Annotated in this window: 16 protein-coding genes; 11 read left to right on the top strand and 5 right to left on the bottom strand. The window is 42.4% G+C overall.

All coding sequences use genetic code 11. The features are described 5' to 3' along the window. The first annotated feature begins 457 nt into the window (after positions 1-457). The gene (locus tag ACZ5A8_RS05370; RefSeq protein ID WP_464532664.1) at positions 458-1,786 is read left to right on the top strand and encodes an alpha/beta fold hydrolase; all 1,329 of its coding nucleotides are present in this window, start codon (positions 458-460) and stop codon (positions 1,784-1,786) included. Between the two features lie 52 nt (positions 1,787-1,838). Here the strand turns inward: ACZ5A8_RS05370 and ACZ5A8_RS05375 are convergent, their stop codons facing one another. The 4 genes from ACZ5A8_RS05375 to ACZ5A8_RS05390 form a co-directional block, all read right to left on the bottom strand. Beyond that, positions 1,839-3,272, bottom strand: coding sequence for an MATE family efflux transporter (locus tag ACZ5A8_RS05375; RefSeq protein WP_229390931.1), 1,434 nt, complete (start codon positions 3,270-3,272; stop codon positions 1,839-1,841). Positions 3,273-4,274: 1,002 nt separating this feature from the next. Then, complete coding sequence (locus tag ACZ5A8_RS05380; RefSeq protein ID WP_464532665.1) at positions 4,275-4,994, bottom strand: class I SAM-dependent methyltransferase; 720 nt, start codon at positions 4,992-4,994, stop codon at positions 4,275-4,277. Between the two features lie 431 nt (positions 4,995-5,425). Then, the gene (locus tag ACZ5A8_RS05385) at positions 5,426-6,793 is read right to left on the bottom strand and encodes an acetate--CoA ligase family protein (protein WP_464532667.1); all 1,368 of its coding nucleotides are present in this window, start codon (positions 6,791-6,793) and stop codon (positions 5,426-5,428) included. A gap of 297 nt (positions 6,794-7,090) precedes the next feature. Next, positions 7,091-7,447, bottom strand: coding sequence for a winged helix-turn-helix transcriptional regulator (locus ACZ5A8_RS05390; protein ID WP_229390926.1), 357 nt, complete (start codon positions 7,445-7,447; stop codon positions 7,091-7,093). 171 nt (positions 7,448-7,618) lie between these two features. Here ACZ5A8_RS05390 and ACZ5A8_RS05395 point away from each other — a divergent pair, with 171 nt between their 5' ends. The 5 genes from ACZ5A8_RS05395 to ACZ5A8_RS05415 all read left to right on the top strand — a co-directional run bounded on the left by ACZ5A8_RS05395 (position 7,619) and on the right by ACZ5A8_RS05415 (position 10,409). Further along, positions 7,619-8,278: an NAD(P)/FAD-dependent oxidoreductase gene (locus ACZ5A8_RS05395; protein ID WP_464532668.1), complete on the top strand. Its 660-nt coding sequence runs from the start codon at positions 7,619-7,621 to the stop codon at positions 8,276-8,278. Positions 8,279-8,620: 342 nt separating this feature from the next. After that, the gene (locus ACZ5A8_RS05400; RefSeq protein WP_322223842.1) at positions 8,621-8,959 is read left to right on the top strand and encodes a cupin domain-containing protein; all 339 of its coding nucleotides are present in this window, start codon (positions 8,621-8,623) and stop codon (positions 8,957-8,959) included. A 36-nt stretch (positions 8,960-8,995) separates the two neighbouring features. Next, positions 8,996-9,349, top strand: a complete 354-nt coding sequence (locus ACZ5A8_RS05405; protein WP_464532670.1) for a CGGC domain-containing protein — start codon at positions 8,996-8,998, stop codon at positions 9,347-9,349. A 161-nt stretch (positions 9,350-9,510) separates the two neighbouring features. Then, on the top strand, positions 9,511-9,972 hold the full coding sequence (locus tag ACZ5A8_RS05410) for a hypothetical protein (protein ID WP_229390959.1): 462 nt from the start codon (positions 9,511-9,513) through the stop codon (positions 9,970-9,972). Between the two features lie 68 nt (positions 9,973-10,040). After that, complete coding sequence (locus tag ACZ5A8_RS05415; protein WP_229390922.1) at positions 10,041-10,409, top strand: ATP-binding protein; 369 nt, start codon at positions 10,041-10,043, stop codon at positions 10,407-10,409. Between the two features lie 172 nt (positions 10,410-10,581). On the opposite strand, the gene ACZ5A8_RS05420 is transcribed toward ACZ5A8_RS05415, so the two are convergent. Beyond that, positions 10,582-11,136: a hemerythrin domain-containing protein gene (locus ACZ5A8_RS05420; RefSeq protein ID WP_464532671.1), complete on the bottom strand. Its 555-nt coding sequence runs from the start codon at positions 11,134-11,136 to the stop codon at positions 10,582-10,584. A gap of 188 nt (positions 11,137-11,324) precedes the next feature. On the opposite strand from ACZ5A8_RS05420, the gene ACZ5A8_RS05425 reads away from it, so the two are divergent. The 5 genes from ACZ5A8_RS05425 (at position 11,325) to ACZ5A8_RS05445 (ending at position 16,502) form a co-directional block, all read left to right on the top strand. Next, the gene (locus ACZ5A8_RS05425; protein ID WP_229390919.1) at positions 11,325-11,687 is read left to right on the top strand and encodes a carboxymuconolactone decarboxylase family protein; all 363 of its coding nucleotides are present in this window, start codon (positions 11,325-11,327) and stop codon (positions 11,685-11,687) included. A gap of 177 nt (positions 11,688-11,864) precedes the next feature. Continuing rightward, the gene (locus ACZ5A8_RS05430) at positions 11,865-12,710 is read left to right on the top strand and encodes a TrmB family transcriptional regulator (protein ID WP_464532673.1); all 846 of its coding nucleotides are present in this window, start codon (positions 11,865-11,867) and stop codon (positions 12,708-12,710) included. A 305-nt stretch (positions 12,711-13,015) separates the two neighbouring features. After that, positions 13,016-14,056 (top strand): prephenate dehydratase, encoded by a 1,041-nt coding sequence (locus tag ACZ5A8_RS05435; RefSeq protein WP_464532674.1) that lies wholly within the window; start codon positions 13,016-13,018, stop codon positions 14,054-14,056. Between the two features lie 292 nt (positions 14,057-14,348). Then, a complete protein-coding gene (locus ACZ5A8_RS05440; RefSeq protein WP_464532676.1) occupies positions 14,349-15,242 on the top strand; it encodes a DUF7502 family protein in 894 nt (297 codons plus the stop codon). 285 nt (positions 15,243-15,527) lie between these two features. After that, entirely contained in the window at positions 15,528-16,502 is a 975-nt protein-coding gene (locus ACZ5A8_RS05445; RefSeq protein ID WP_464532677.1) for an AAA family ATPase, read from the top strand. Positions 16,503-16,510 lie beyond the last annotated feature (8 nt).

Here is a 16,510-nt window from a genome sequence, read left to right on the forward strand (position 1 = left end):
CTTTCTTTTATCTGTGTTTTACCCGGGGTGTGTTTTTTATATAGAAATATTCGGAGCGCTGTTTCGGAATATTACGGCAGTTGCTTGGAAATTTTGGAAATATTCAGACAATTATATGGAAATACTTGGAACATTGTAAAAAAGTATGGCTCAAAATTAAAATCACAATTCTTATCTGTATAAATTCTGTTTGGTCGAAAGGTAGTGTTTTGAGGGCATGAGATGCACAGGAGTACGACCGATGAGATAATTTTCCGGCGACCTTAAGAATCATCTTAAGATACCTGTCAAAGCCTTTTCTCCTTTATATCATAATTTTAACCACGTAGGCTACTTCTATTGTTTTCACTACTATCTTTGACGTCAAAAAGGGGTAATATGCCTTCTTTTAAAACGTATAGTTTTTCAAGTCAGTATTTTAGTTTCAAAAATTTAGTTTCATTAAAAAGGTGAGCTCATGAAAATGCGAGTTGTTTTAATAGTTGTTTTCTTCCTTCTGTTAGCAGTTTCTCCCCCAATTTCAGCCCTCAATCCTGATCTATGGCTGGACGATGTTTACAGCCAGCCGGAGAATCTGGAAATTATGTGCATCCCTTCTCAGTTTACTATTTTGAAACCGGATCTGCCTTTGACTGAAAACAGCAGAATAGGGTTTGTTTCCGGGAATATGGCAAAGTATAATATTAAGATAAACGTTGGGCCCGGAAAATATGACAATGTCACTCTTACTAACTATGTGCAGGAGATAAGTCCCTGGCATACAAAAGCAGACAAAAATCTGGTTATTTTGCCAGGGCATGCTTTGACTGAGAAATTCTATTCTGACATGGCGATATATTATGCCCGGCAGAGGTACAGCACATATATCCTGGACAGGAGAGAGACAAATCTTCCGGTAGACGAAACTGATTTCAGTTATATGAAAAACTGGACCTTTGATGAATACCTTAAGGATACATACGAAGGCATCAATGCTTCACGAAGCCATACCTCTCTCTTAAGTGGTAAACCTGCGGAAAGCATAGAGGTTACTGCAATCGGCCACAGTCACGGAGCATTAATTCTTACAGCTTATGAAGCAAGCGAGTATGATGATCTGTCCGCAGGCTCTGTTGACAGGGTAGTTCCTGTTGATATTATCATTGCATATAATCCCAAAAACTCTGAATTAATACAGGATCAGGCACAGGAATTTAATGCAATTTCCGAAAGTATTGAGAGTGGAGTTTATACTGACAATAGCATGGCAGGTATGATGTACATTGCCTATATGGCTTCTACAGAGCCTGATGCCGGATCCTATTTTCAGTCAGAACTTACAAACAGGCAGTTTTTCAGGCTTATGGCCAGTCAGACATATAGATTTTCCAGATATCCCTATACTCCGGACTATCACTACTGGAGTGGGAATGCTAACAGTCTCGATTACGTTGATGAAAATCATTTACTTTCTTTGACTTTGACCGGGGGAACTGTCCCTCATACGCCAAATCGCCTGGACCAGTATATGGCCGGGCTGATGGGCAATGTGAAGGGCTATAAAATTAATTCTTCCAGAATAGATTCTCCATTACTTTATGTTGGACTCGGAGGAGACTTTGGTGATTATGGCTCATGGTGGTATGAAAACGAGGTTGGAAAAACAAACAGCAGGGTTACTTCCATACACTGGAACGACCAGGGGCACGGCAGTCTACTGATCGATCGAAATTCCCCTGCTTTATGGGAACTCATTGATAACTGGGTGAAAAATGATAAGAATCTGAAAAAGGAAAAGTCTCCCTAATCTCAGGAAATAAAAATAAATATTGATGGAAAAGTGCCTGGTTTTCAGTTCCTCAGGCTGCAACACCTTCTGCTCTTCCAATGCGTTCTGTCCTCAAAAGCCCTCTAAGGAAGTACCTTGCCCATAAAAAGAGTACTACAGATCCTATTCCATTCCCTGCAACCATTCCCCACCAGACTCCTACCTGTCCCATATCCAGGGTAAAGGCGAAGAGGGCTGCAAAGAAAGGAGTAAAAACTATGGTTCTCAAGAGAGTTGCAATCATGGCGTTTACTCCTCTGCCTGCTCCCTGGAAGAAAGAGGAAGAGAATATTCCGAGTGCGACAATCGGGTAGAAAAGACACATTACTCGCAGGAAATGTGCAAGGTCTGCTGTGATATGTGCTCCCCCTTCAGCCTGAGTAAAGATAGAAGCTATTTGCGTCGCAAAGGTAAAGATAAGGATTCCGGCTCCGCATTCTGTAAGGAAACCGAGTTTTGTCGAATAGGAAAGGGCGGTCTTTGCTTTCACATAATCCCTGGACCCTATGGCAGCTCCTGATACCGAAACTACAGCTGTCGCAATTCCCATAAGGGGGGCAATTGCAATTGTTGCTATTCGCCAGCCTGTGGAATAGACCGCAACTCCGTCAGTACTGCTTACGCTAACAATGATAAAGTTCATAAAGAGCATTGAAAGGGACATTGAAAGCTGTTCGGCAGAAGCAGGAATTGAAACATTAAGGATATCTCTTACAATCTTTTTATCAAAATGGAAATCTCTAAAGTCAAAAGTGACATAGGTATCTTTCCTGAAAAACAGCCAGTTAGCCATCAGTAGGGCAGATACTGCAATAGAGATCACTGTAGCCCAGGCTGCACCTGCTATTCCCATTTCAAAACTGTATATGAAAATAGGGTCAAGGATTATGTTCAGGACTGCTCCAAGAATCATTGCCCTCATTGCCCGCTTCGAGTCTCCTTCACTTCGAAGAATTGAATTTGCCACGTTGGAAAAGAAAATGATTATGCTTCCCAGGAAAATAACGCGAGCATAAGCTACTGCAAGCTCTGTGGTTTTTCCTGCGCCTGCAAGGGTAAAGAGCTGCGGGGCAAACATGTAGAATGGAAGCGTAAAAGCTAGCGCAAGCAGAAATATTATTATTATTGTGTGTACGGCTACATTATCTGCGCCTGTTTTATCTTTTGCCCCTATCCTGCGGGAGATGGCTGCTCCTCCCCCTATCCCGATTCCGTTAGATAGAGCCATGCTGATGAAGAAGAACGGGAACACAAAACCCATTGCAGCAAGTGCATCCGCTCCGAGTCCTGAAACCCAATAAGTATCAACCAGGCTGTAGATTGTCTGCACAAACATAGCCACAATCATAGGGATCGCCAGTTTTACGATGGCTTTTTTAGGATCTCCCTGAAGGGCTTTTACCCCTTCTGTTACTCTACCTGCATGCCCGGCAGCAATTTCATTTTTATGCTGATTATCTGTCATCTATTATATCTTCCTTAAAGATTTCATCTTTCAAAATTTGCCCTTTAGCCTGCTCTCTTAACTCGTTTCATTCTCTGGATTCTTTTTCGCTTTCTCAACTGTCAATACTGGCTTTCTACCAATGGACAATTTCCAATCAACAGTGCATGTTTAAAAGAAGCCAGGAATTGAAGTTATTAAATCAAGGGTTGAAGTTACAGGATCTTTGCAATTCCGGTGGTTATTTTAACAGAGCTACTGGCTAGTGAATAAGCTGAAGAATTCAGGATCAAAGAGTCTATTGTTTGATTACTAACTATTTGATTCTATATTGTTCAATTTCTAACTAGATAATTGGTTCTACTTATAGCTTTTCATGAGTTTTCTAATCCGTCAGGAAAAAATATTATAAAGATGCTCCCTACACATTCAAACCTGCATGGTCTGTCCAGGATCTGCCATCAGGTAAGAAAAGAAAACATCAAACCTGTCTGCTTTACGAGAAAACTAACGTTGAGGAAAACTATTCTACTGGTTAAAAAATAGTTTTAAAAATAATCTCTCTATTCCTGGAGCCAGTCTTCAATATAGATAAATATATGACATCTCCGCCAACCTGTCCGGAAGGCTGTCGAAAAAAAGGAGTCATGGTAGAAGAAATTTGATAAGTACTTTTCAGGTATATTTTCTAATTGATTATCAGTTCCTTCTTTTTTCGTTCTCTTTTAATTTTTAACTTTTCCTTTCTCTTCTTTTTTGTCTGAAATATCGTTCTCCTGCGTCGAGCGTGACAAAAACGGTTCAGTATAGCGGATAAGGATATACCGGTTATGAATATTTGTAGTTCAGTCCTCTTAAGTGAAACTCACTACCATAGCCCCGAAGTTAGTCCTCTTGAGCGAAGCGAAAAGGACCGCGTACTCCCGAGGCGCAATTCGGGCGAGGCGCAATTCGGGCGAGGCAGAATTCGGGCGAGGCAGAATTCAGGTATTAATCATGTAAGGCAGAAAACCAGTTTTTAGTTCAGGAAATCTTTGAGAGTATAGCGTGGTACCTGTACTCATAATACATCGATTTCACATACTCCACATGGAAATCACTTCTACGGGCAATTTTTTCAATCAGGTGGGGACTGTAAGAATTCCCTATTATATCATAGGGTTTGTTTTTCAAAAAAGCTGACATCCTTTTCAAGCAATCCAAACATGCTCCTGTAAATATACTCCATGACATGAAATTCTGTGAAAACCATCCGATTTTCCATAAATAATAAAACTTTGGATCAATTATGTCAAAAAATATTATTTTTCCTTCCTTACTTAGATGTTCGGAAGCATTACGAATAAAACCTTCTAACTGTTCAGGTGTGAGGTACTGGACTACTGCTGTTGCCGTTATTCTATCAAACTTCACGTTTAATTCGTCCCATACTGTTCTGTCATCAGCAAAGATTAAATCTACATTTCGATACTCGTGCTGCATGACTTTTTTTTCTGCTTCCAGGAGCATGGATCTGGAGAAATCAACTCCAATCACTTTTTCATAATTTGGCACGTAGTATATAAGGAGTTCTCCTGCCCCACATCCAAAGTCAAGAAGGGTTTTCCCTCCACTCAGGTGAAATAGCTTCTCTTTTGCCTCTTTAGCAAGAAACTCTTCAGTTGAAAACCTGTGTCCGCCCTTCTTTTTATCTGAAAAATATTCTTCCCAGGAGAACTCTGACTTTTTTAATGCTGTTTCCATTGTTAACCATCCTGCTCTTTGCCTGGCCTTCCAATTTCCGGGTTATTTCCTGGAGAAAAAAATAGAAAGTGAGATTAAAGTTAGAAATGATTACAAACGATTGCATTTTTCTGAAACTTATATTGAAAAATATATTTGGTAATACAAATCTCATAGATTATTATAAAGTTTTTGAAATAATTGTTCTGAAAAAAATTACTGTCCTTTTTTATTGTCCGATTTTCTGGAATGACAGGCAAGAAGGAAGGAAATCTTTATCTATGACTTAAAAAAGCTGGGATATAGTATTTAGCAGTTATTTAGCAGTTAAAATCAAAAATCTTTGATATCCTGCTATCTTTAAAATAAGAACTAAAAAATAATTATAATTTATAGATGCTTCGAATCAAGCTGCTCTTATTGATTTTTGATAGACTTAACTTTGTATTATGTTACTTTTTTCTACTACACAGTACAGTTGCAGCCCTCACTGCACTCTCAGGAGTGAAAAATACAGGCATTCCGGCTTTTGTAAATGCTGAAGCAAGTTCCCGGCTGAACTTTCCGCCTGGAGAGCTGATCAAAATAGGTTTTCCGCAGCTGTCGACAAAATTCCTTATTTTCTCCGCAACCCCTTCGGTAAGAAGAGGCGGGCCCCATAGCAGGCTAACAATCGCAAGGTCATATTCTTCGGCAGGAGTTTCCTGCAGGGCAGCAACATAGTGTTCATCCCGCACGCTGCCTGTGAGGTCTATCGGGTTTCTTACGGAAGCAAAAGCCGGAAGTTTTTCCTTCAGCTTCCTGACTGCAACCTCGGAAAGTTCAGGGACTTTAAGCCCTGACTCTTCACAGGAATCGGCAATGGAAATGCCTATCCCTCCCCCGTCAGTTATTATCAGGACCCTTTTTCCTTCGACAGGGGAATACCTGTTCAGGACTTTGCAGGCGTCTTTCAGTCCTTCATAACTGGCAACCTCGATTATGCCTGTTTTCCTGAATGCGGCTTCATAGGCTTCATACATCCCGCTAATAGCGCCTGTATGAGAGCTTGCCGCCCTTGCCCCCGGTTCCCGTTTTCCAACCTTGAGAGCTACTACAGGTTTCTTTTTTACACAGCTGGAAGCAACCTCAAGGAACCTCCGCCCGTTTCCTACGGACTCAATGTAAAGGGCAATTGCCTTTGTGGCTTCGTCCTGTGTAAGAAATTCAAGGCAATCGCTTTCGTCCACATCCACTTTGTTACCGTAGCTTACGACCCTTGCAACGCCTGCTCCCTCATTTGCCAGTTCATCCATAATCATGGCTGCAAAAGAACCGCTCTGCGTAAGCACGGAAATCCCGTCCTTGACAGGCCTTTCTATCTTTTCCCGCTCTATGAAAAAGGTATCTACATTTGAGATTGTATCGTATATCCCGAGGCAGTTGGGACCCATAGCCCTTATGCCCTTCTCCTTTAGAAGAGCCCTCAGCTCATCTTCCATCTTCTTTCCGCAGGCCCCCACTTCCCGAAAGCCGGAGCTAACAATTATGGCTCCTTTTATATTTTCCACAGGCGTTTTCAGAATTTCAAGAACAGCTTTAGCCGGGACTGCGAAAATAGCAATGTCAATCCTGTCCTCAATCTCACCTGGGGACGAATAGCACTTGAGCCCCTCAATCTCTCTGTAGCCAGGGTTTACAGGATAGATCTTTCCTTTAAAATTCATCTTCCGGAGGCTTTCCAGAATTGTATGGGAAAGTTTCTCAGGTTTCGGAGATGCTCCTATAAGGGCTATGCTTTCAGGATTGAAGAAAAAGTCAATCGATTTTTCGGTATTCATTGCTGTCTCCAGGATTATGCGGATCAACTGAGACCTTTTTTGATGTTTTTTTTCTTTCGACCGGCAGGCTTAAAGCTTTTTATCCGAAAATTATTCTTGAAGTACCCCTTTGCCTTAAAGTACCTTGCTTAAAGTACCCCTTGTTTTCTAAAGCCCTTTCCCCTGCCTGATATAAACTAGGGTTCGTTAGTATAAAACAATTTCAATTCGAGGAGCAGAGGTTTCACTCAGCAATTAACAGTTTTTTTCTTCTTGGTTCCTTCTGATTTTGTCTTGATTTCTTTTTGGCTTCCGGGCTCAGTGGTCACAGTACATGCAGATAGCTTTCTCGCATTCTTCGTTCTGGAATTTCCACTTTAGCCCCCATCGCTTTATTGCCTGTATTATCTTTACAAAATCTATTCCGCTTTCAGTAAGGTAATATTCGGATTTTGGGGGGTTTGTAGAGTTATCGACTTTTTTTTCTATCAGGCCTTCATTTTCAAGTTCTGTAAGTCTTTCCGAAAGGATTTTCGGGGTTATATATCCAAGCTTTCTTTTCAGTTCATTAAAGCGCTTTTCTTTCTTTTCCCCTTTATGCAACTCAAGGAGAATATGGATGGTCCACCTTTTCCCGATGATGTTCATTGTCTTGTAGACTGTGCAGTCCTTCATAGTATAAGCATAGAAACTGTCTGATATATAAATTAGTATCTCTAATATACTGGTATCAAAAGGATACTATTATATAATTCAATTTTATAAAAATACTTTTAAAAGATATATCTGTATATAATATCTGTGTAATAATAACTCTATAATAAAAATAAGGAGAAAGGATCAACCGTGAAAGACAATTTACCGGAAAAAGGCGCAATCGTTCAGAAAGACCGTGAGACATACGCAATAGCCCCACATCTCCCGGGCGGAATCGTGGACCCTGATACTCTCATAAAAATTGCTGAAGTTGCGAAAAAATATGGGGCAGCTGCTCTGAAAGCAACCTCTGCACAGAGAATTGCAATCGTGGGTCTGAAAGAAGAGGACCTTGATAATGTCTGGGCTGACCTTGGCATTAAACCAGGGGCAGCAATAGGGCTCTGTGTGAGAAGCGTTAAGTTCTGTCCGGGGACAACTTTCTGCAAGCAGGGGAAACAGGACGCAGTAAGCCTGGGTCTCAAATTGGATGAAAAATATCACGGGATGTCGATGCCTTCCAAATTGAAAATAGGAGTTAGCGGTTGTCCGAACTCATGTGCTGAGCCTGCTATTAAGGATATAGGGTTAATGGGTACAGCAAAGGGATACAACCTCATGGTCGGGGGTTCTGCTGCTGCAATGCCAAGGCTTGCCCAGGTTGTAGCAAAGGAACTTTCCGAAGCTGAGGTCCTTGAAGTCGTGGACAGAATCCTTAACTTTTACAAAAGCTCCGGCACAAAAAAGAGGCTTGGAAAGTTTATTGAAGATATGGGTCTGGACGAGTTCAAAACGCAGGTTGGGTTGTAACTTACGTGTTAAATTACAAATTTTTTGCCTTACAGGCGTTTTATTAAAACTCGACATCCGCTGTTTGACCTCCAGCAACTGTGTGATATGTTTCCTCCATGAATATCGAGCCTTATTTCCTTTCAGGGCTTGAGGTTAAGATTCTCAGGCTCTGATATAGCTGAATCCAGCAAAAAAGCTGGTTTAGAGACTGATCTAATAAGTTTATAGTGATCAGACATATATGAAACGGATTCCAGAATGTATATGCGGGATAAATGGGTGCTCGGTTAAAAACACTCAGGTTACTCTGACAAAATACGGCAGCAAAAAAGCAAAATATAGTCCGAAAGGGGAGAGTAAATGAAAACTATTGAGATGAAATCTTCACCGGAAAAGCCTAACCCTCACAATGTGAGCGTACGCTTGCTCTATGATACTGAACATGCTCAGGCGGTACACATCGAACTCAAGCCAGGTGAAGTCTTAAAAAAGCATATCACACCTGTGGATGTGTTTTTCTATATTCTCGAGGGAAAAGGTGTAGTCGAGATAGGGGATGAACAGGAAGAAGTAAGCAGGGATATGCTGATCGAGAGCCCTGCAAAGATCCCTCACCGCCTTCTGAACCCCGGTGACGGGATATTCAGGGTGCTTGTTGTAAAAGTTCCGAGGCAGACTGAGCCCACTCGCCTTCTGTAAAAAGGATTTATGACTAAAAGATATTCGGGCAGGACTGTGGTAAAATTGGCTGAGAAAACAAATCTAACAAGAATCGCAGTTGTCCGCTGTGATATTGTTTCTGAAACCTGTCCCGGGGTAGGCTGCTTCAAAGCCTTCAATGAGAGAAAGTTTCACTTTAAGGAATATGATGGGGAAGCACAGATAATTGCTTTCTTTACATGTGGGGGCTGCTCCGGAAGAAGGGTTTACAGGCTGCTAAAAGCTCTGAAAAAGCATAACCTTGATGTTGTGCATATGAGTTCCTGCATGCTCCTGGAGGACAGCTATCCGAAATGTCCCAATATAGATCTCATCAGAAAGACAATTCAAGATGCGGGTATGAAAGTGGTGGAAGGAACACACCACTAAAAAATCCCAAATTTAACAAAATAGGATAAAAGAGTTTATTCCCATTGGCTGAAAAAGCCTTTTGATGGGATAAAAGCTCAGTTCAAAATTTAATTCTTTTCAAAATCAAATTGCGAATAATAGACTGAGAATGCAAGTTGTGGGTATACCAGGATGATAAAATGGACCATGATACATCGCAGGATAGAGACAAAGATGTTGAAGAAGATGAAAACTATGAGGGCGCAAATCCTGAGCTTCAGGACCTTCCCCTTCCTACAACCGATAATATCTTGTATTCGATTCTGAACTCTTTAAATCAGAACATAGCGAATTTTCATGCTTATCTAAAATTTAAGAACTATATCTCTGAAGATACCTTAAATACGGAGCTTTTGAAAAGAAGCATGGGCATTCACAGGGATTTTTCTGCTCTCTTTTTACACACCAAAGAAGAACTGGTATTTATTTACCCGGAACTTCTGGAGAAAGCAGAAAGAATACTGTTCAAAGGGGAAGCAGGCACGGATTTCATTAAGTATACCTGTAAAATGAGCAAGCTAATAAATGATTATAAAGTAACATTGTATAGGGAAGGGTATTTGCAGGACTTCAAACTGCAGTTAATGTTAACCGATATCTGATTTCTTCGGCAAATCAAATAATATCTCTCTGTAAAAGGTGTAGACCTAAAGGAAGGGGGTTAATTTTCATGGTAAAACGAACAATTATAAAAATTGACGAGGAAAAATGCACAGGCTGCGGAAAATGTGTTGCACCCTGCGCTGAAGGCGCTATCCAAATCATTAACGGCAAAGCAAAAGTCGTATCCGAAGAACTCTGTGATGGTATGGGCTACTGTATCGGGATCTGTCCTGAAGGCGCCCTCTCTATTGAAGAAAGGCACACAGTTGAATTTAACAGGGAAAAAGCCGAAGCCCAGCCAAAAAAGAAAGATGTTTCAATTCACTGCTTCGAATGCGGAGCCGGAGAAGATACCCACTACCTCATGCCTCTCAGGCACAATATGGAAAGCCTCTGGGTCTGTACTCGCTGCCTGCCCAGGTTGATACATGGCTGATCCGTTTAACCTCAATCTAAATTAATTCGTCTGCTTGAACGAGCGAAGCGAGTGAAACGGACCTCGTGCTCCCGAAGCGAAACTCGGGCAGCGAAGCTCGGGCAGCGAAGCTCGGGCAGCGAAATCAGGTGGTGCAATTCGGGAGCTTGAAGAGTGAAATAGTCTCACAAACTCACTCAGGCTCTACATATCTATCTCTGAGACCGTGCAGTAGCATGTGGAACTCTTCATGCTTGCCTGCACCTATTTCTTTATTTTCCACAATCTCAAAAGAGTCAAGCAACTCCCTCTGCACTTCCACCTCAAAATGGGCATCAGCCATTGGAAAAAGGTTATTATCCTCTTTATCGGTATGCTGGGTCAAAAGCCGGATATATGCCCGTGAATCCCCAATCATGGGCGAGCCTGCTCTGTCCCATACCTTTTTTGAAACTGCCTCTTCTATTCTGCGGACATATTCTCTCCCCTGTTCGTGTTCTTTCTTAAGAGAAGTTATCAACTCACTTGCACCTGGAATTTCCGCCTTTTCCATCTCAGGAAAAAGGTAAGCCTCTTCTTTTGTGTGATGGCACTTATCCACGAATATTTTCATGAATTCTACGAGTCCCTCGAGGTGCTCCTGTTTAACACTCCTTCCGGACTCTATACCCGTACATATGCTGTCGAGGATTTTCAGCATCAGTTTGACAGCCCTGTGTTCTTCTCTCAGGTCATCGGTTGGTTTCATTCTATTCTCCCCACTCTTTTATTTATGAATTCAACTATAGATTCATTCCCATCTCTGGCTGGCTGCACTTTATTTTCTCTCCCAACCTGTCCTTTTTGAGAGTTCGCATCCGGAGCCTCAGGGCCTCAGGAATAGATAAATAATATGCACATAGATTTTAATGTAATTTCAAATGGGGGTTAACCACTATGGAAGAGCATAAAGATCTGGAACATGAAGAATTACTGGAAAGTATGAGTGAGAAACTGGGATTTACTCCGCATATTCTTGAGATACTTGGATGTCTTGACAGTGAGTCAACGAAAAAATATAACAGGTGTAACAAAAAGTTGCTGTCAGACGGTGCTCTGCCTGCAAAGACCAAGATTCTAATCGCGCTTGCAGTCGTTGCATCCAAGCAGTGTGAAAGGTGTACTGTTGTACAGATGCAGAGTGCACTCAAGAACGGCGCTACCAAAGAGGAAATAATGGAAGTTATGGACGTCATATTCATCACCTCGGGGGCGCCTGCCGTAGCAGCTTGCAGAGACGCGTTGAAATTACTCAAATAAAGTTAAAATATAAACTGAGAACCGTTTCAGGCCAGGTATATCTTTTCCGGACCTTCCGGAGCCAGAAATTTTCTTATATAATCAGAAACTTTTTGCACCAGATGTCAGTATTTCCTGGCATCTTATGCACATATCTTTTTTCGAAACTGCTTTAAGATATTAAATCCAAGTTTCGGCATGCAAAATGAAAGGCTCCTCCAGGATATCGGCCTCAACGCCTATGAGGCGGCTGCCTATCTTTCTTTGTTGAAACTTGGTGTTTCCGAAGCAAGCGCCATCTACAGAGATTCGGAGGTGCCCTACGGGAAAATTTATTCTGTCCTTGAGTCCCTGGTCGGAAAAGGGTTTGTGGAAGTTCAGGCTTCAAGGCCCAAAAAGTTCAGGGCGGTTGACCCTGAGCTCTCTCTGGACACTATTTTTGAGAGGAGAAAGGCCGAAGTTGAAAGGGAAATCGCGGTTTTAAAAGGCTCTATCGAAGAAGCAAAACAGGCCCTGGCAGTTATCCCTATTCAAAAGCGAAAAAATGAAATTTTCTGGACAACTGCTATCACTGAATCTGAAATTAAAAAATTTGCTGTTTCTATTTACGGAGAAGTTAAAAAGTCGATCTGTATTCTTCCTCCAGTTTTCGGAATACCCATTGTTTTTTACCTGCTCCCGGAAATAACAAAAGCTATTGACAGAGGAGTCCGGATCAGACTGATGGTTTCCCCGCGTTTCAGAGCTCTTACTTCTATGCTCTCAAATCAGGAGGGAGAAATCCCTGAAAAACTGAAAAAAGGCCTTGATATCAGGCTGGTCCAGAATTTCAACTCCTGTTTCGGCATCGTTGATGATAGCGTAGTCGTCCTTTTCCAGCCCCATCCCGCAGACAGGGACAGAGTCCTTTCAGTCGTAAAAATCCGAGACACCGGGCTTGCAAAAAATCTAAAAGAAGAATTTGAACTCCTGTGGAATACAGGAGAAAAACTCGACCTCCACGAGGAACTGGAAAAGCAAACAATCAATGAGAAGAAAACCTGAGACGCCAAACACGATACCAGCTCCCATCAATCATCTCTCTCGATAGAAAATCGACATTAATCAACTATAGATTAACCTTCTCGAACGAAGCTAGCACCAGTATCTTATTAGTCCTCCTGAGCTCAGCTTATTGCTACACTTATAACTTAATCCTCTTGAGCTCAGCTTATTACTACACTTATAACTTAGTCCTCTTGAGCGAAGCGAAAAGGACCTCGTGCTCCCGAAGCGAAACTCGGGCAGCGAAACTCGGGCAGCGAAACTCGGGCAGCGAAACTCGGGCAGCGAAACTCGGGCGGGTAACTATGCCATCAAAAATTATTATTACCATCCCCCCAATTAACCTTCAGATGATTATAGGCGTAATGGGTCCGGAAGGCTCGTATTCGGAAAGAGCTGCAAAGCTCTGGGCGCTGGAAAATGGCATGAGGGCTGCAGAGTTTAGGTACTTCGCAGACATAGAAGATGCTTTCCTGGCTGCAGTTAAAGGAAAAGCAGATATCTCTGTGATTCCTGTAGAAAACTCCATAGAGGGTTCCGTAGGAGTAACTCTCGATCTCCTCCTTGAAAACGAGGCTGTTATAGTCGGAGAAATAGTCGTCAAAATAGAGCACTGCCTCCTCTCAAAAGGAGAGCCTGAGAAAATCAAGGTTATTCTTTCCCATCCTCAGGGGCTTGCCCAGTGCAGGCATTTCCTGAAGAAGCATTTTCCTGAAGCGGAACTCCGAAGTACGGGCAGCACTTCCCATGCAGCCAGACTGGCAGGGGAATTTGAGGAAATGGCAGCAATTGCCTCCCCTGAGGCTGCAGAGCGTTACGGGCTGAAAATCCTGCTCTCAAATATCCAGGACAGAAAAGAAAATCACACTCGTTTTATTGTTATCCGGGCTGAAGAAAAAATTTCATCGGAGAAAACCTTAAAGGCTGCAGGTGATAAAAGGGAGCCTTACTCTGAGCCCTGCAGAAGTGCAGGATCTGAGTTACATTCCAGACCCGAAACCCCCGAAACCGGGAAAGAAAAAATAAGGCTTTCTGCCTGCAAAACCTCCCTTATCGTATACCTGGAAAAAGACCGACCAGGAGCATTATATGAACTTCTGGGGGCTTTTGCAAAAAGAGGAATTAACCTTACAAAAATAGAGTCCAGACCCTCTAAAAAGGAGCTAGGAGATTACTACTTCTACATCGATTTTGAAGGTCACACAAGCGATGCACTTATAAAAGATGCCCTGGAAGATATAAAATCAAAGGCTGGTCCAAAATCAAAAGCCAATACATTAAAAGCACTGGGTTCCTATCCGGCCTTCAAGACTTCAGGTTCATCAGGCTTGAATACAGGAACGTAAACAGGTTCCTTCTGGCCGCAGAGGTGCTGCAAGCTTCTCTGGATTCCGGACAATCAAGGAGCCTTCAGGTTCAGAAAAGAGCTTCAGGTTCAGAGAGGGGACATGCTATGATACATGTGGGAGATACTCACAGTTGGAACTTACAGCTGGAACGTGTACCTTTATATAGTATCTTTATATAGTATCTTTCTATAATATCTTTCTATAGTATCTTCACATGTCTTTATGCAACTTTATAGAACATTCTTAAGTACAGCGAACGCCGGGACTTCCGGTTGCAGAAGGGAGCAGAATGGCTCTGGAGATTGAAAATATCGTAAATAAACATGAATCGGTTCTGAAAAAATATAGAGGACTCTATGTTTTTGCAGACCTTCTTGCAGCGTTTCTGGTTCTCTATGCCCTTTTTGTACTCCTTAACATGAGGGATATTTTTTTAATGTTCAGCACCTTCGAACCTTATACCGGTGCAAAATATAGCATACTTGGTGCCGAAATTGCCTTTGAGACTCTGGGGTTGGTTACTCTTGCCTTTATCTTCTCTCTTATACTTACAGCAGTCAGGTTTTACAGGGCTGATAAGAAAGATGCGATTTCCTTTCTCGAAGAAAAATACCCTATACTCAGGGAGAGGATGAGGACAGCCTATGACAACCGGGACACGGATAACATTATTGTCCGTGACCTTATAGGCGGCGTTGTAATCGATTCGAAGCCTGTGAAATCTTCTGTCTTCCTGGATCGAAAGAAGCTTGCAAAGGATCTCCTGGTAACCGTGTTTGCTGTCGCGCTTCTGGCATATGTTGCCCAGACAGGATACCAGACGACTCTCAGCCCTTACGACCTGAATGAAGTAATCGAAACCATTACCTTGCCGGGATCGGGTTCGGATCTTGTTTCTGTAGAGGAAGATGGCGGGACTTCCGGAGATCCGCAGAACGATGACGAACTTTTTGGAGAACCTGCCGTTATCGTAGTCGAAGGTACGGAAGTGGATTTAAAGATACCTCCGGGCGCAGGACAGGGCTTTACGAGCCAGGAAGAAGGAGAGCAGAATAACAAATCATTTGTCCAGTCAGGTATCTACAACTCGGACCCCACTGCTTCTCAGGCTTACTACGAGAACCTTCCTGAAGGGTACAGAAATGTTATTCAGAGTTACTTTGAACAACTTGCAGAAGAATGATATGAAAATTTATATTGAGTTGAATAAAAAATTATCTTAAGTTAGATTTAATTGAAAAAGAATTATCTTAAGCCAGACTTACCTGTATTCGGTTTAATTGAAAGTTATTGAAAGCAGTTTTGAAATTATAGGCTGTTTTTTTGAATAACAGGCTGTATAGGTAGCAGACTGTATTTGGAGTAACAGGTTGTTTTTGAATGGCATTCTGTTGCAGGAATGAATAAGGTTCAGCAAGAGCGGGCATCGGGACTCGCGAAAAACAGCAATCCAAAGGGTGAAGCAGATATGAGTGAGAATAATATTGATTCAGGTGAGGCCTCCACGACCTACCAGAACGCAGGCAGGATTTTTAAAAATTTCTTTGATGAAATAGGAAATGTCATCGTGGGTCAGAACAGGGTAGTAGAACAGATCATAATCTCAATCCTGTGTGAAGGGCATGCCCTTGTGGAAAGCAATCCAGGGCTTGGAAAAACCCTGATGATCTCCACAATCGCACAGGCAATGAACCTGAAGTTCAGCAGAATTCAATGTACTCCTGACCTGATGCCTTCTGACATCACAGGAACGAATGTGATTGAGGAAAAGGACAACAAAAAAGAATTCAGGTTTGAAGCCGGACCTGTCTTTGCAAACATCGTGCTTGCGGATGAGGTCAACCGTGCCTCCCCGAAAACCCAGTCAGCCCTGCTCGAAGCCATGCAGGAGAAACAGGTCACAGTCGGAAATGATACCTTTCTTCTTGACCGCCCCTTCTTTATTCTTGCTACCCAGAACCCCATAGAAATGGAGGGAACTTACCCCCTTCCTGAAGCCCAGTTAGACCGCTTTCTCTTAAAGGTCCTTGTAGATTACCCCTCCTTTGAAGAGGAGATGGAAATCATAAACCGTTATACAAAGTCCGAAGTCCCGAAGATTACAAGGGGTCTGGACAAGTCTACACTCCTCGATTTGCAGAAGCTTACGCGGCAAGTTCCTATCTCCGAAGAACTCAAGCAACGAGTCCTTTCTATTGTGTCAATGACCCGCAAAGACAAAGAGCATATTGAGTATGGGGCTTCTCCCCGTGCATCCATCGGCTTGATCCTTGCGGCAAAAGCAAGAGCCCTGATACAGGGCAGGAACTTTGTGAGCAAAGAGGACATTGATTATATGGCTTATCCGGTCCTTCGCCACAGGCTGATCCTGACCTTCGAAGCCGAAAGAAGCGGGATGAGCCCTGATGAAGTCGTTGAGGATATTCTCAAAAAAGTTAAATGAAACAGCCA

The sequence above is a fragment of the Methanosarcina subterranea genome (genome assembly GCF_055385895.1).

Coding starts and splice junctions, on each gene's coding strand:
- ACZ5A8_RS05370 (WP_464532664.1), top strand. CDS start 458: ATGAAAATGCGAGTTGTTTTAATAGTTGTTTTCTTCCTTCTGTTAGCA.
- ACZ5A8_RS05375 (WP_229390931.1), bottom strand. CDS start 3,272: ATGACAGATAATCAGCATAAAAATGAAATTGCTGCCGGGCATGCAGGT.
- ACZ5A8_RS05380 (WP_464532665.1), bottom strand. CDS start 4,994: ATGGAAACAGCATTAAAAAAGTCAGAGTTCTCCTGGGAAGAATATTTT.
- ACZ5A8_RS05385 (WP_464532667.1), bottom strand. CDS start 6,793: ATGAATACCGAAAAATCGATTGACTTTTTCTTCAATCCTGAAAGCATA.
- ACZ5A8_RS05390 (WP_229390926.1), bottom strand. CDS start 7,447: ATGAAGGACTGCACAGTCTACAAGACAATGAACATCATCGGGAAAAGG.
- ACZ5A8_RS05400 (WP_322223842.1), top strand. CDS start 8,621: ATGAAAACTATTGAGATGAAATCTTCACCGGAAAAGCCTAACCCTCAC.
- ACZ5A8_RS05410 (WP_229390959.1), top strand. CDS start 9,511: ATGGACCATGATACATCGCAGGATAGAGACAAAGATGTTGAAGAAGAT.
- ACZ5A8_RS05415 (WP_229390922.1), top strand. CDS start 10,041: ATGGTAAAACGAACAATTATAAAAATTGACGAGGAAAAATGCACAGGC.
- ACZ5A8_RS05420 (WP_464532671.1), bottom strand. CDS start 11,136: ATGAAACCAACCGATGACCTGAGAGAAGAACACAGGGCTGTCAAACTG.
- ACZ5A8_RS05425 (WP_229390919.1), top strand. CDS start 11,325: ATGGAAGAGCATAAAGATCTGGAACATGAAGAATTACTGGAAAGTATG.
- ACZ5A8_RS05430 (WP_464532673.1), top strand. CDS start 11,865: ATGCAAAATGAAAGGCTCCTCCAGGATATCGGCCTCAACGCCTATGAG.
- ACZ5A8_RS05435 (WP_464532674.1), top strand. CDS start 13,016: ATGCCATCAAAAATTATTATTACCATCCCCCCAATTAACCTTCAGATG.
- ACZ5A8_RS05440 (WP_464532676.1), top strand. CDS start 14,349: ATGGCTCTGGAGATTGAAAATATCGTAAATAAACATGAATCGGTTCTG.
- ACZ5A8_RS05445 (WP_464532677.1), top strand. CDS start 15,528: ATGAGTGAGAATAATATTGATTCAGGTGAGGCCTCCACGACCTACCAG.